Annotated in this window: 17 protein-coding genes; 6 read left to right on the top strand and 11 right to left on the bottom strand. The window is 44.8% G+C overall.

All coding sequences use genetic code 11. The features are described 5' to 3' along the window. Positions 1-3 precede the first annotated feature (3 nt). A complete protein-coding gene (locus MAS10914_RS0114290; protein ID WP_017316621.1) occupies positions 4-720 on the bottom strand; it encodes an LmeA family phospholipid-binding protein in 717 nt (238 codons plus the stop codon). 147 nt (positions 721-867) lie between these two features. On the opposite strand from MAS10914_RS0114290, the gene MAS10914_RS0114285 reads away from it, so the two are divergent. Together MAS10914_RS0114285 and MAS10914_RS0114280 are read left to right on the top strand one after the other, a co-directional pair. Further along, complete coding sequence (locus tag MAS10914_RS0114285; RefSeq protein ID WP_017316620.1) at positions 868-1,626, top strand: pseudouridine synthase; 759 nt, start codon at positions 868-870, stop codon at positions 1,624-1,626. A 73-nt stretch (positions 1,627-1,699) separates the two neighbouring features. Next, positions 1,700-2,509: a helix-turn-helix domain-containing protein gene (locus tag MAS10914_RS0114280; protein WP_017316619.1), complete on the top strand. Its 810-nt coding sequence runs from the start codon at positions 1,700-1,702 to the stop codon at positions 2,507-2,509. Between the two features lie 89 nt (positions 2,510-2,598). Here the strand turns inward: MAS10914_RS0114280 and malQ are convergent, their stop codons facing one another. Then, positions 2,599-4,107 carry a 4-alpha-glucanotransferase gene (gene malQ / locus MAS10914_RS0114275; protein ID WP_017316618.1) on the bottom strand — a complete coding sequence of 503 codons (1,509 nt, stop codon included), beginning with the start codon at positions 4,105-4,107 and terminating at the stop codon, positions 2,599-2,601. A gap of 171 nt (positions 4,108-4,278) precedes the next feature. On the opposite strand from malQ, the gene MAS10914_RS0114270 reads away from it, so the two are divergent. Beyond that, positions 4,279-4,710 carry an NUDIX domain-containing protein gene (locus MAS10914_RS0114270; protein WP_017316617.1) on the top strand — a complete coding sequence of 144 codons (432 nt, stop codon included), beginning with the start codon at positions 4,279-4,281 and terminating at the stop codon, positions 4,708-4,710. 42 nt (positions 4,711-4,752) lie between these two features. Continuing rightward, positions 4,753-5,148 carry a RidA family protein gene (locus MAS10914_RS0114265; RefSeq protein ID WP_017316616.1) on the top strand — a complete coding sequence of 132 codons (396 nt, stop codon included), beginning with the start codon at positions 4,753-4,755 and terminating at the stop codon, positions 5,146-5,148. Here the strand turns inward: MAS10914_RS0114265 and MAS10914_RS34235 are convergent. The 9 genes from MAS10914_RS34235 to MAS10914_RS0114225 all read right to left on the bottom strand — a co-directional run bounded on the left by MAS10914_RS34235 (position 5,138) and on the right by MAS10914_RS0114225 (position 12,844). Further along, positions 5,138-5,356, bottom strand: coding sequence for a hypothetical protein (locus MAS10914_RS34235; protein ID WP_156818157.1), 219 nt, complete (start codon positions 5,354-5,356; stop codon positions 5,138-5,140). The two genes, MAS10914_RS0114265 and MAS10914_RS34235, sit on opposite strands and share 11 nt — an antisense overlap. Then, the gene (locus MAS10914_RS0114260; protein ID WP_017316615.1) at positions 5,323-6,348 is read right to left on the bottom strand and encodes an aldo/keto reductase; all 1,026 of its coding nucleotides are present in this window, start codon (positions 6,346-6,348) and stop codon (positions 5,323-5,325) included. The genes MAS10914_RS34235 and MAS10914_RS0114260 overlap by 34 nt, the downstream gene beginning before the upstream one ends. Before the next feature lie 238 nt (positions 6,349-6,586). Beyond that, positions 6,587-7,336 carry an SDR family oxidoreductase gene (locus MAS10914_RS0114255; RefSeq protein ID WP_017316614.1) on the bottom strand — a complete coding sequence of 250 codons (750 nt, stop codon included), beginning with the start codon at positions 7,334-7,336 and terminating at the stop codon, positions 6,587-6,589. A gap of 218 nt (positions 7,337-7,554) precedes the next feature. Beyond that, positions 7,555-8,031: an SDR family oxidoreductase gene (locus MAS10914_RS36180; protein WP_269635054.1), complete on the bottom strand. Its 477-nt coding sequence runs from the start codon at positions 8,029-8,031 to the stop codon at positions 7,555-7,557. Beyond that, positions 7,980-8,531, bottom strand: coding sequence for an SDR family NAD(P)-dependent oxidoreductase (locus MAS10914_RS36175; protein WP_017316612.1), 552 nt, complete (start codon positions 8,529-8,531; stop codon positions 7,980-7,982). The genes MAS10914_RS36180 and MAS10914_RS36175 overlap by 52 nt, the downstream gene beginning before the upstream one ends. Before the next feature lie 40 nt (positions 8,532-8,571). Further along, a complete protein-coding gene (locus MAS10914_RS0114240; RefSeq protein ID WP_017316611.1) occupies positions 8,572-9,669 on the bottom strand; it encodes an alpha/beta hydrolase in 1,098 nt (365 codons plus the stop codon). A 263-nt stretch (positions 9,670-9,932) separates the two neighbouring features. Further along, a complete protein-coding gene (locus MAS10914_RS0114235; protein WP_017316610.1) occupies positions 9,933-10,778 on the bottom strand; it encodes an AraC family transcriptional regulator in 846 nt (281 codons plus the stop codon). Between the two features lie 396 nt (positions 10,779-11,174). Then, positions 11,175-12,215 (bottom strand): heme-dependent oxidative N-demethylase family protein, encoded by a 1,041-nt coding sequence (locus tag MAS10914_RS0114230; RefSeq protein WP_017316609.1) that lies wholly within the window; start codon positions 12,213-12,215, stop codon positions 11,175-11,177. 26 nt (positions 12,216-12,241) lie between these two features. Further along, the gene (locus tag MAS10914_RS0114225; RefSeq protein WP_017316608.1) at positions 12,242-12,844 is read right to left on the bottom strand and encodes a GNAT family N-acetyltransferase; all 603 of its coding nucleotides are present in this window, start codon (positions 12,842-12,844) and stop codon (positions 12,242-12,244) included. 163 nt (positions 12,845-13,007) lie between these two features. Between MAS10914_RS0114225 and MAS10914_RS0114220 the strand changes: the two genes are divergently transcribed. Continuing rightward, complete coding sequence (locus MAS10914_RS0114220; RefSeq protein WP_017316607.1) at positions 13,008-13,601, top strand: TetR/AcrR family transcriptional regulator; 594 nt, start codon at positions 13,008-13,010, stop codon at positions 13,599-13,601. A gap of 86 nt (positions 13,602-13,687) precedes the next feature. Beyond that, positions 13,688-14,458 carry a glutathione S-transferase family protein gene (locus MAS10914_RS0114215; RefSeq protein WP_017316606.1) on the top strand — a complete coding sequence of 257 codons (771 nt, stop codon included), beginning with the start codon at positions 13,688-13,690 and terminating at the stop codon, positions 14,456-14,458.

The following is a 14,458-nucleotide window of genomic DNA, read 5'->3' as shown; positions in this document are numbered from 1 at the left end:
TTATTAAGGGTTGACGTTAATCCGTCCACGACACACTAACTTCCCTGGGACAAGAGTTAACTCTTGGATATCGACATCCGATCCCAGATTGAAATAAAGTTCATTCTTACCACCCTCAAGCAGCGCTCGCGTGTTGCTTTTGGCTTGGATCGATGTGAGTTGCAACTCATGACCGCTGACTAACTCGGGGATCATACTGATGTCTAGGTGAGTGGGTTCGCTATCGTCTACCAAGGTAGCCGATAGTATTGCTTTGCTACTGTCAAGGTTAATTTTTTGCCAATTTATTGACTTGGATTTTGGGCAGTGTTCTGGTAAAAGTTTAAACAGAACCTCATTTAAAGCAGTCGGTAATAAGGCAGATGAAAGGGAGGCATTGAGATCATCTTCTGACTGGATCAACACGCCAACCACTGGTACTATTTCTAACAGTTGCAGTGGCTGTCCCTTGAGTACTGAGCCAATGTTGATACGAATATTTTCTGCGACTAGTTGAATCTGTGTAAGATGGAGACCCTGATAAACCGCATGAGAGGCAAAAACAGATACACTCGGGATGCAACCAGAGAGAATTTGGCGATCGCTTGCTTTGATCTGGACTTCAAGCTGGGAGACTTGACTCACCTGCGTTTTTAACCACAGCTTGAGTGCTGTTGTCAGCACGTTTGTAACAATGCGTATCTTGTTGGATTTTTTCGAGTGTAAATTAAACTCTTGCATCTACTAACCGTTCTACTTATGAGTATCCAATTAACAAGCGCCAGGCATTTTAACAGGTTTTTACTGTAACATCTATGGCGACTAACGACAAAATGCAAATATATTAATTTATTTATTAACTTTCAGATAGAGTATAAGTAATTCCACATGGAGGCGCGGTTACAAAAAATTCTTTCTCAATGGGGTATTGCATCACGTCGTGAAGCCGAAGAAATGATCAAAGCCTCACGCGTGCGGATCAATGGCGAATTGGCACAGTTGGGTCAAAAAGCTGATCCCCAAAGAGATACTATCACGGTCGATGGAAAGCCCATGTCTGCCGTGCAACGACCAGCATTAATGTACCTGTTACTGCACAAACCCGCTGGAGTAGTGACCACTTGCGAAGACCCGCAAGGAAGACCTACTGTCTTAGACTTACTACCTAAACAAATAAGTTCCGCTCAAGGAATTCACCCAGTTGGTCGCTTGGATGTAGACTCTACAGGAGCTTTAATACTTACAAACGATGGAAACCTAACATTTGGGCTAACCCATCCCAGTCACAATATTCCTAAAACGTATCGTGTTTTAGTCAAAGGACATCCTCCACAAGAAGTGCTACAGATGTGGCGTCAGGGTGTGGTATTGGAGGGGAGAAAAACACGACCAGCACAAGTGCGAGTTATAGAAAAGTTTGCCTATTCAAGCTGTTTAGAAATTCTTTTGAAGGAGGGAAGAAACCGTCAAATTCGCCGTGTCGCGCAACAATTGGGATATCCGGTTATCGAACTGCATCGCACTGCTATAGGTTCGATTCAACTACAAACACCTGGAAAAGGCTATTTAGCTGAGGGTGAGTATCGTCACCTAGAAGAGTTTGAAATTCGCTTTTTAAAAAAAGCAATTCAGCACACAGAAGTTTGAGCGACTTCCGCCGTCGCTCAAAACTTCGGAATTCCTATTAATGATTCAGTTGGGTTAAGGAGTGTAACATAACATGAACTGGCGAAGAAGGAAAGACAAAACAGAGTCAATACCTTCAATAGAGCAACAAAGAGCCCAAATTCTAGCCGATATGGGTGCTCAACTTTGGACGATACGCTTAGAACGGGGTCTGTCCCTAGAGGAAATGGTCGTGTTAACCCGAATTCCCCGACGACTATTGCAGGCGATAGAAGAAGCTAATTTAGCCGAACTGCCAGAGCCAGTTTACACTCAAGGTTTAATACGGCAATTTGCTGATGCATTGGGGGTGAATGGGGCAGAATTTTCTAGCACCTTTCCCATTGGTACGAACCGGGTGAGCCTCAAGCCTGGCTGGAAAATGACAGTGATGGGTCAATTACGCCCCGTTCATCTTTACGTGCTGTACATATTTTTGATTTTCTGCTCTGTCAGTGGCTTATCTGGGTTACTCAACGCAGCGACTCTACAAGCAAGCCGTAGACAAAACAACCAGAAAATAGAAACACAGAGCGCTGCACAACCACAACTCATCCAAAGTCAAAAGGCGCAATTCCAAGTTTTCAGCAAATCACCCAACAGCATCAACGAAATTCAGCAGGTGCAAATTGGTGTGACCTTGAAAGAAAAGTCTTGGATTCGAGTGGTAGCCGATGGCAAAATCCAGTACGAGGGTGAACTCCCACAGGGAACCCAACGTACTTGGATGGCGAGCGAGCAACTGACTGTCAAAGCTGGTAATGCTGGTGGCGTGATGGTGAGCGTCAACAAGCAACAAGCCCAACAACTAGGAGAACCTGGGAAAGTTAAAGAAATGACGATCGCAGCCAATACTAGGTTTTAACAAGAGGAGGGGAGGTAACAGGGAGGGGAGGAAAGAAGTAATTCTTACTCCCCCACTCCTCCACTCCTCCACTCCCCCACTCCTCCACCTCATTTCGACTGGGGCGCACGTCCAGATAATCTAGTGAGAGTTTGGAGGCGATCGCTTAATTCCTTAGTCAAAGCATCCGCCTGGTAGCGCCACTCCCAATTACCTTCAGCAATGCTTGGGAAATTCATCCGCGCCTCACCTCCCAAGCCCAAAACATCCTGCAATGGGAGAATTGCTTGATTTGCCACAGAAGTCATAGCCAGTCGAATAAAATCCCAGTGGATGCCTTCAGGACTGTGACAACCCAAATAATGCAACAAGTATTGCTTTTCCTCCTGCGTCGTTTGATTGAACCAGCTAATCGTTGTGTCGTTGTCGTGAGTACCGGTGTAGACAATACAATTTCGCGAGTAGTTGAAGGGTAAAAACGGATTACCAGCGTCAGCACTAAAGGCAAACTGCAAAATTTTCATCCCAGGAAATTCATATTTATCTCGCAGTGCTTCTACCTCTGGCGTAATGACTCCCAAATCCTCCGCCATAACAGGTAGCTTGCCCAATTGCTGTTTAATAACCTCAAACAACTCTTCCCCAGGGGCTTTAATCCACTCTCCATGAATGGCTGTTTCTTGCCCTCTTTTCACAGCCCAGTAAGCTTCAAACCCTCGGAAGTGGTCAACGCGGATCACGTCTACATAATCCAGCATCGCCTCAAAACGTCCTATCCACCACTTAAAGTCTTGTTTTTTCAATTCCTCCCAGTTGTAAATAGGGTTGCCCCACAATTGACCAGTTTCGCTGAAGTAATCTGGTGGAACTCCCGCCATCAGCGCCGCTTCTCCCGTCTGTTCATCCAGGCAAAAGATGTCGGGATGAGACCACACGTCGGCGCTATCGTGAGCTACGTAGATGGGGATATCGCCGACAATTTGAATACCGCTCATGTTGGCATAGGTTTTGAGCTGCGACCACTGGCGGAAAAATTCATATTGAGTAAATTTGTGAAAGAAAATTTCCGCAGTCAGTTCCCGCCGTATCCGTTCCAATGCCTCCGGTTCTCGCTTGGCAAATTCTGGCTTCCAAGTATGCCAGCTTGTCTCGTCATGGGCATCTTTGAGCGCCATAAATAAAGCATAATCATCCAGCCAATAGGCTTTGCTGTCACAAAAACCTGCAAATTCCGTTTGCTGTATGGGCGTTGCCTTATTTTTAAAGTTCTCGCAAGCTTTTTTGAGCAGTTCAATTTTAATTGGTTTAACTTGGTCGTAATCTACCTTGAACGCCTCAAATGTTGGTAAATTAGCAAAGTCCTCGTGGGCTAACAAACCCTGCTCTACTAGTTTTTCTGGGCTAATCAGCAGGGGATTTCCAGCCAATGCTGAATAAGAAGCATAGGGAGAATTGCCGTACCCAGTCGGTCCTAAAGGAAGAACTTGCCAAAATTGCTGGCTGCTCTCTCTGAGAAAATCAATGAAGCGATAGGCTTCTAAGCCTAAATCCCCCATGCCAAATCGACCGGGAAAGGAGGTGGGATGTAGCAGAATACCACTTGATCTAGGAAAAGGCATACTTAACCTGTTTTTAACAAGGAAGCGATGGCATCGAATTTATCACGGAACAGGAAGTGTTGGTGGGTAGTTGGTAGCTGGTAGTTGGTAGTTGTTAGTTGGTAGTTGTTAGTTGTCTAATAACCACTAACGACTACTATCCACTACCCACTATTCACTACCCATTGACTTATGAGTTACCGAAATCCTGCTCCGACAGTTGATATCATCATCGAATTAGTTGACCGTCCTCATCGACCAATAGTGTTAATTGAGCGACATAATCCACCTTTAGGTTGGGCTATCCCTGGTGGTTTTGTAGATTACGGGGAATCTGTAGAGGTAGCGGCGCGGCGCGAAGCTTTGGAAGAGACTGGCTTGCAGGTGGAGTTGATTGAACAATTTCAGGTATACTCTGATCCCAGTCGCGATCCGCGTCAGCACACACTCAGCATTGTGTTTTTGGCAACGGCAACGGGTACACCTCAGGCGGGAGATGATGCTAAGGGTATAGGAATTTTTGAGTCTTGGCGTGTGCCTGGTCATTTGTGTTTTGACCATGATAAGATTCTGCGGGATTATTGGCGGTATCGGCATTATGGGATACGCCCAAGGTTGAGTTAATAAATAAACCGCACCAGGCGCAGAGGGCGCAGAGGAGGAGAGATGAGTAAAAGGGTTATTCGTACTGATAAAGCACCGTCACCAGTAGGACCGTATAATCAAGCGATCGCCGCTTCTGGTGAAATGATTTTTGTGGCTGGGCAAATTCCTCTTGATCCCAATACGGGGAAGATTGTTGGTGAGGGGGATGTGACGCAGCAAACACAACAGGTGATGGCGAATTTGGAGGCGATACTTACGGCTGCTGGGGCAACTTTTCAAGATGTGGTGAAAACAAGTGTGTACTTGGCAGATATGAATGATTTTGCGGCGATGAATGCGGTGTATGCAAAGTCTTTTGATGAGGCAACAGCGCCAGCGCGTGCGTGTGTGCAGGTATCACGTTTACCTAAGGATGTGTTGGTAGAAATTGAGTGTATCGCGGTGATTAGCAGTTGAAAGAATGGGGTGTGGTGGGCGATCGCCTTTCTCTGTTGAGGAACACTCTATCAGAATACGGTTCAGTTAAGCCTTTTTTCTCTACTCCTGCTTCCGTTGGCGCAGCGTGTCCGGAAGACTCACCTTCCCCTACTTGCCTCAATAGAGAACTTTTCTTAACTGAACCGTATTCCACTATATCAATGCCGCTTTCACTTTCGCATCCCATCCCATTGCTTGCATCCAACCAGGATACAGTGCTTGTGGAGCAGTCAAATTATCTAGTTGTTCCACCTCATGGCAAGATAACTTAAGTTCAGCTGCACCAAGATTGTCTTCCAGATGCGTCATTTTGTTAGCACCAATAATCACCGATGAAATAAAAGATTTGGTGAGAATCCAAGCAATGGCTACCTGAGCGGGTGATGCTCCGTGATTCTGCCCAATCTCCTTCAGTAAATCTATTACTTCGTAACCCTTTTCTACATCAATTGGTGGAAACTGGAAGTTTTTGCGACGAGCATCTTCAGGCACAGGGGTTTCACGAGTATACTTACCGCTCAGGAAACCACTGGCAAGAGGACTCCAAACCAAAATACCGATACCTGTGTCTTCCACAAACGGGACAATCTCGTGTTCGATATCCCGTCCTAGTAGCGAGTAATACATTTGCGCTCCCACAAACCGAGCATAACCATGACGTTCTTGAATTGCTAGCATCCGGGCAGCTTTCCAGGCTGGGAGGTTGGAGAAGCCGACATAACGCACCATTCCCCGCCGCACCAAATCATCCAAGGCGCGTACCGTTTCTTCTGGTGGTGTCAGGGGATCGGGAATATGTATTTGGTACAAATCAATGTAGTCCGTTCCCAGTCGCTTCAAACTTGCTTCAGCAGAGGCGATGATGTGGCGATAGGAAAGACCAGTATCAGTAATTGCATTGCCTGTACGAAATCCTACTTTAGTCGCAATCACTGCCTCATGGCAACGGTTTCCCAATGCTTTACCTAGCATGACTTCAGATTGCCCGCTTGTATAAGCATCTGCTGTGTCGAATAAGTTTATACCTGCATCTAAGGCACGGTTGACCATTTGGTCTGCCATGTTTTGATCTATGTTGTTGATGACACCGGGAACCAGTTGACCTTCGCCAAAAGTCATTGCGCCAAATGCGAGACGGGAGACGAGTAAACCTGTGTGTCCTAATGTTGTGTATTGCATAAAAAAATTTCCTTAACTACTTACAGCGGTTTGCAATTGGGTGAGGTACACAAAGAAATAATGAACCACAGATGGACACAGATGGACACAGATAAATTAGTACTTCATTCAATTGAGTTGCGCTGTATTCAAATAACCATCCGTTACGTTTATATCTTTTCAGGCTGCTGAGGTGCTGCCCAGAGGACAATGATCGCAATTTATGAAGCCGTTCAGGGATGTATTTCTCACGACCGTCCTACACCACTGCTGTGTATCCACCATCAAGAACAAGGTTATGTCCCGTCATGAATGAAGCAGCATCCGAACATAGCCAAACCACTGCTTCTCCAATGTCCTCAGGTTCGCCAATTCTCTGTAGGGGAATACCCGCTGCCAGCTGTTCCAACATTTCTGGTGGTGCCCCTGCCCACAAATCAGTTTTGACTGCCCCTGGACTCACGACATTAACGCGGATTTTATCTTTTGCGTACTCTGCCGCTGCTGCACGCGAAAGGGAAATCACGCCGCCTTTGGCTGCACCATATGCTGAGTAATTGGGCACACCCATCAACGCCCCTTGGGAAGACATATTGACGATCGCACCAGATCCAGTTTTTTGCATTGCCGGAATCTCATATTTCATGCACAGCCAGATCGACTTCAAGTTGACAGTAATCTCTGCATCCCAGTCTTCCTCGGACATCTCTATCAACGGGCTAGCTTTGCCGGAACCTGCATTATTGAAAGCAAAATCAAGGCGACCATAGGTTTCTATGGTTTTGTTGACTAATGCTTCGATCTCAACAGCTTTCGTAACATCAGTTTGAATGAATAGTCCTTCGCCACCGACTTGCTGAATCAACTGAATCGTTTGTTCTCCTTCTGTCGTGCGCCGTGCTGCAACAACCACCTTTGCACCTGCTTTTGCGAAGGCGATCGCAGCAGCGCGACCAATTCCGGAACTACCACCAGTGACAATTGCAACTTTTCCATTCATACTATCCATGATTTGTCTTCCTCTTTATTATTTTGAAAAACTGTCTCCCCAGGCTTCAGTGAATACCATCGGGTTGTAATATTCTCGGTAGAGTAGAATTTTGCCGTTGCGGAATTGGAATAAACCCGCGTAAGTAATGAATAATGAACCACAGATGGACACAGATGGACACAGATGTAGACACTGTAGGGCTTCCCAGAGGGTGCTATAGATGTCATCGTTCTCAACTACTTAGTCAAATAACCGCCTGTAGCATCAACATCCATGCCCGTGATGCAACTCGCATCATCAGAACTCAACCACATCACGGATCTCGCAATTTCTTCTGCATTGACTATGCGCTTGATGGGATAATCTTGAGAAACTGCCTTAAAGTCAGTTTTCCAAGCTGTTAGCGCTCGTCGTAGCATTGGAGTATCGACTGCTCCGGGTGAAATTGAATTGACGCGAATATTCTTGTCTGCGTATTCCAAAGCTGCAACTTTGGTTAAGGAGATAACCGCGTGTTTGCTAGCGCTGTAGGGAGCAATAGTTGCAAAGCCGACGTGTCCAGAAACCGAGGCGTTATTTACTATAACCCCGCCGCCTTGCCGCAACATATGAGGCAGTTCATACTTCATGGATAAGAACACACCTGTTGCATTCGTGTTCATTAAGTCCATCCATTCTTCGAGCGATCGCCCTTGGCGGGCACTCCGTGCCATCGCTCGGCAATTGTGGCGGGTTTGCTCTCAATACCTGCATTGTTGAAGGCAATGTCAATCCGACCATACTTATTGACACAAGCGTCAATAAATGCTTTTACATCTTCTTCTCTTCTAACATCGGCTTGCATATACGTTGCTTCGCCACCGAAACCTTTAATTTTGGCTTCAACTTGTTTGCCCAAGTTTTCACGTCGTCCGCAGAAGAAGACTTTTGCTCCTTCCCGCGCAAAGGCATAAGCCGTTCCTTCCCCAATACCGGAAGTCGCACCAGTAATCAGCACCACCTTGCCTGCAAATTTGCCGTTGGAATTTGTGGTTGCTTGTGGTGCAGGCGGTTTCTGGGTGTTTGCTTGGGCGCGTCCTGCAAATATCGTTGCCGCTACTCCCGCAACAGAGGCACCACCAAGCATCATCCGTCGTCTGTTAAGCCCTTTTGTTAACTTTCTACTGGCGCTGTTCGCCTGTGGGGGTGTTGTTTGTTCAAAGTTGTCTGTCATTTTCATTTACCTTAATCTTTCGTTTTATTTCTGGAACGTTTTATTTCTGGGCAGATTTTACATCCAAAAGTGTGTTTTTGAAGTGAACAGCAGCAACTTGCACCGCTTTGTTAACATACGGTTCTTGGTCGTAGAAGTCAGTGTGCTGTCCTTGTGTCCAAAACAAGTTCTTTGGTCCGGGCATGGTATTGTAGAATTTACGCACGTTGTCTGGCAAAGCCGAATTGTCACTGTGAATGAAAAGCGTCGGAACATTGACTTTAGGAGCTGCGGCAAGAGCATTAAACTGCAACCATTCTACCCACGACATCTCTGCAAACTGGTTCTTCCACTGCCCAATGGCACCGCGAGAAGAACTGCCGTAATAAGAAAGCGGACTTGACATGGCAGCTTTTGGATCATTTTGCTTGTAAGCTGGGACATACTCAACTTGACCAGTTTGAGCATATTTCTTTTGTGCAGCCATCCCAGCTTGCATTTTGCGACGCACTCCTTCTTCACCAAACAGCGTACGCAAAGACTCAGGGTCATGCAGCCAAGCAGCGACGGTGACAAACGATTTGAATCTAGTATCTTCAGCTACTGCCTCTGCCATATAACCAGCACTGGCACACACACCCAATCCACCGATGCGGTTAGCATCAATCATAGGTAGTGACTGTAAGTACGTCACGGCATTCTTCATGTCCTGAATTTTCTTTTGTGGCGATTCATACTGGCGTGGTTCACCGCCACTTTCACCCCAGAAGCGAAAATCAAACGTGAATGTTGCCAATCCTTGCTCTGCAAGCTTTTTGGCGTATAAATCAGGCATTTGCTCCTTCACCGTTGTCCACGCCCCTGTGACCACAACAGATGGAAGCTTATCACCCGGCTTATAGGAAGCAGGCAGATACAAGTTGCCGACCATCTTGACACCTTCACTTTGGAAAGTCACTCTATTTAAGCCTGGTTTGTAGTCAGCAGACTGTTGCAAGTTACGCGCCATTTTTACATCATGACTTCTGGTTGGTTGATTTACACCAAGCTCAATTTCCTGAGTTTTGGCAAAAGCAACGCCGCCTGCTAAAGTTAGGGCGATCGCTCCTGCGATAGTGAGAAGTTTTTTGGGAGAATTATGAGTTGCATTGCCAGCCATGTTTAAACCTCCTAACCGTTTCTAGATTCAGCAATCATCTTGTTATCTCTAAGGTTAGGAGGAACAACTTTAAGATTCAGCACCCGTTCTTGCGCGGAAATATCAAAATCTTGCTTAGTCGATTAGACTTGTTGCAAAAGTGAATAATCTTGAAAATAAAACCACAGATGGACACAGATAAAAGTTGTTTGTACTAAGGACTTCAGTCCTTGCTTTTTTCGTAAAGAGGACTAAAGTCCTCACTACTAACTTATGCCATCGCATTAAAAGCTATCTCTGTAAGCCTTTGGTGTTGTACCAGTCGCTTTGCGAAACTGAGAGGTGAAGTGACTTGTGTTGTAAAAACCGACTTGATATGCCACTTCAGCAACAGGAAGCCGTGTAACAGATAACAGCACCTTTGCCCGTTCCATCCGCCGTTGGGTAAGATAACGATGAGGTGGTTGACCTGTAGCAGTTTTAAAGGCACGGGCAAAATGAAACTGACTCATATGTACAACATTAGCCATATCAGCAATGGATAAATCTTCCGCGAGTCGGTTTTCAATAAAATCTTTTACTTGATTGAGTTTAAAAGCGTCTAGTGGTGAGTCTTCAATTGAAAGCTTTTCTGGCTTTCCGGTGTAGTTTCGTAGTAGATGAACGGCTAATAGATTTTTAAGAGAGTCGGTGTAAAGTTGCCCAGCCAAGCCACCATTGAAAACTTCAGACTTAAACAATTGTGCTATGTGCAAAATGGTGGGGTCTGGAAAGATAATGCGGTGTTCAAGTTCAACATTCGGGAGTAAACCGTTGTCGGCTGCAATTTGACTAAGAAGTTTTTGGTCTAATATCAAGTTAATGTATTCACTCTCACGCTCTCGCTGATGCCAGACAAAATTACGATCAGAGTAAATGAATACACTCCCTGCTGGCAAAGCAGTTGTTTGAGTTGTACTTCCATCAACTGACCAAGTGACGCGATCATGAGGTGCAAAGGCAACGCTGATAGCGTGCTTAGGCATGGCAAAATCAAATTCACCGATCGCATTTAAGCAACCATACTCAACGGTAATGCCATCCCATTCGGCTTTGAGGATTGAAGGGGGTTGGGTATTGACGGGCTGCATTAGCATCGTAATGATATTCCCACAGAGGAATCACCTCTAATACATTAAACTACAATTTCCCCTAAACCAATGGCTTTGTCCATTTGGTAGTCTAATTTTGGCTTTTTGTCTAAGCTACAAGCTTTTAACCGCTGTTGTATATTGCTTAACGACAGTATTTACAGCTTTTAGTTTAGTATTTGTATTGCTGTGCTATCTAAACGCATCGGCTTGCATTGTGAATGCATCGGCTTGCATTATGAATGCATCGGCTTGCATTATGAATGCATCGGCTTGCAAAAATTACAGCCCTTTGCATTTAAATAGACCACATTGTCCAGACGTTGCACTGCAACGTCTCTACAGCGTCGCTTTCTGCGCTTGGATTAAAGATAATATCATGTTCAGAAAAACACCTCAAACTTCCTCTAGCCATGCCAGGATACTATCTTTACTCTCTGCCAACCCTTTATAAACTAGAGACTCCTGCGTCATAGACTTAATAGCAGCAGATAGCTTAGATCGCAATATTATGTCTTTTTTTATCTCTGCACAATCCCTAAAATAGGTGCGGATAGTAAACAGCGCTGCGTCGTATTCTGGTAGTCCCCAAATGACCTGTCGCTCAATTCTAATAAACAGCCGAGGGTTATCTCGATTAAACTGTCTACCCTGCCATTTGTTGACTGGTACATCTGGCGGTGGTTCGGGATGATGATTTAAGCGGGTATCGGTACTCAATCCCCAGCTAAAGCGTACCATTGGTTCTCGCGTAATCATCGTGTTGACTATTGCGCTCGCCCGCCGATTAATTTTTTCTATACCTGCTACGGGTGCATGGATTGTGGTAAACTGATTGCCAATTTTCTCTTCGGCTGACCAATGGTTGGGATAACATAAATGTACAGCACTCAGCCAGTTGCTATTATCTGTTGAACGGCAAATAACTGTTATATCTTCCTGCACTTGGGCTGCTAGAGCATCAAGAGTAGAGGCGTAAGGTGGAAAGACTTGATTATCTTTGCTTTCAACTTGTCGTAACTGCCAATCTGCATCTAAGTAGAGAGTTTCTCTGGTAAGTTGGCTGTAGAATACTAAATTGCCGTTGGTTAAGCGATCGCTATAAAAGTATTGAGGGTGTTCTTGGCTGAGACGGTCAATTATCAAGCGGACGATTGCACCTGCTACATTATGAGAATAATTACAGGTTTGGTAGTATTTACTTAATCGTTCAGCACGAGCTAAGAGTTTTACATTCCGGTAGTGAGCAAAGTTTGCATCTATTTGAAAGACTTGCTTGTCCGCTTTAGCGTTACCTAAGCAGAAGCCGAAAGGCATAAAACCAGGCTTAACCTCGTACCGTCCGTTGTCAAGAGGGAAATAGCAAGCCGAACCGCTAGACACTTCGACTGTCTTTGCTTGTTGGAACAAACTATCTGCAAGCATATGCACAACCATTTTTAGTATGCTTGTTTCTTCTATTATTAAGCCAATCGTTGCGGAAGATGAAACTCATCTTTATTTAAAGCATATTTCACTGCTTTGCGCTCCAACGGTTGCACATTTGGCAGTTGGCTTTGTGTGAACGTAAACTCTTTTTCAAACTTCAAACCAGCTTTTTCCATCACACGTATGGATGCTTTATTTGCTGTTAATGCCCAAGCGACAACTCGTTGAACACCCAATTCAGCAAAACCTTTGGATACTAATGCTTGTGAGCCTTCGGTTGCATAGCCTTTGCCCCAACTTGATTTACGCAACCGATAACCAAGGGCTATTTCATCATTGTTTACCAGTTGTAATTCAACTGCAAATTTATTTTCAATTGCTGGGTAGAAATGAAACCAACCGATAAACTGATTGCTCGATTTTTCTATAGTTGCCCAAAAACCGAAGTTTTCATACTTCTCGTAGTATCCTAAAACTCTCGGCAAACCTTGTTTGTGGATGATTTTGTCTTCTGGTGGCTTTCCCCCATTAATGAAGCGCATAACTTCAGGGTCGCTATCTAATTCAAAGAGGTTGTCAGCATCTTCTTCAGTAAACTGACGTAAAATTAACTCTTGTGTTTCTAAGAAGACTTTCATAACCATCCCACTGGCGACATAGCCAGACTAACATTCTACTATAATCTTCCTCTGCTTCTCTCAAGACGCGATTTATCACGTCTCGATAACACTCTCCTAAAAACCCTTGACTACAATGCACATATCCAGTTATCATTCAGACCATTCGGTCGCAAGCGTGTAGATGTCTAAAGGCGAAGAAACAAAAGAGAAAATTCTCCAACAAGCAGCTGAACTGTTTAATCAACAGGGGTATGCTGGCTCGTCTATTTCAGACATTATGCGTGTCACAGGATTGCAGAAAGGAGGAATTTACAACCACTTTAAAAGCAAAGATGAGCTAGCGCTACAGGCTTTTGACTATGCGATCGCCCAAATCAAACAGCGTTATAGAGCCGCAATCCGAAGTAAGCGTCATGCAGTTGAGCGGCTACAAGCAATTATTGATGTATTTTGCAGCAATATAGATAATCCCATCATCAAGGGAGGGTGTCCACTGCTGAATACTGCTGTTGAGAGTGATGATGCTCATCCTGCTTTGCGCCAACGCACTCAACAGGCTATGAACTCCTGGCGCGACCTGTTTTGTCGAATTATCCAAAAAGGAATAAAAAAGGGTGAAATTTGCCCCACAGTTAACGCTGATGAAGTGACAACCATCATTATTTCCATGCTTGAGGGGGCTGTGATGATGAGCAAGTTATATGGAGATTCGATTCACATAGAAAGAGTGCTCAAGCATTTAAATGATTACGTCAAGAGCCATTTGCAAATATAAATTTGTCCAAATTACTCTGAAGCTAAAGCTAAATTTTTTTGTTGATAAACAGACCATTTGGTTTTATTAAATGACACAAAAGCAAAATGACAAACGTCTCTACGCAAGAAAAATCTTTCCGTTTGATTACAATTCCTATCAGCCATTATTGCGAAAAGGCACGATGGGCGCTGAAAAAGCTGCAACTTCCTTACGTTGAAGAACCTCATATGCCACCGTTTCATCGATTTGCAACTGGTCGAGTTGGTGGAAAATCAACTCCTGTTATGATAACTGAAGCAGGTGCTTTCACTGATTCAGCTGATATCTTACGATACTTAGACGAAATAGCTTCTGATAACGCCAAGTTATACCCCACTAATCCTGAGTTACGCCGACAAGTAGAAGAACTAGAAGATTTATTTGACGAGCAGCTTGGACCTGCTACACGCCGTTGGGGTTACTTTTATGTGATGGATGACTACAAGTTTATGCAACGTAGATGGTGTCAGGGTGTTCCTTTTATTGAGGGGGCATTATTTCCAGTAGTTTTTCCTTGGATGCGTTCAGTACTTCAGCGAGGCTTCAACATAACCCCAGAGTCTGCTGCACAAGCATATGAACAAATCAAGAGCATTTTTGAGCAAGTGAGCGAATTATTATCTGATGGACGCACCTACTTAGTAGGAGATAGCTTTTCTGCTGCTGATCTCACCTTTGCGGCGCTTGCTGCTCCTGCTGTGTTACCGCCAGAACACCCAATGAGGCGTGCTAACTTGCAGGAGTTACCATCCAAAATGGCATCTGAGATTAGTACTTTCCGAAAAACTCCGGCTGGTGCTTATGTGCTACGTCTGTACCGCGATAGAAACAGTTAA

Origin of the sequence: Mastigocladopsis repens PCC 10914, assembly GCF_000315565.1 — a bacterium.
Classification (GTDB): domain Bacteria; phylum Cyanobacteriota; class Cyanobacteriia; order Cyanobacteriales; family Nostocaceae; genus Mastigocladopsis; species Mastigocladopsis repens.
Note: the sequence above shows the minus strand (reverse complement) of the source record. Positions and strands in the feature narration are given on the sequence as shown.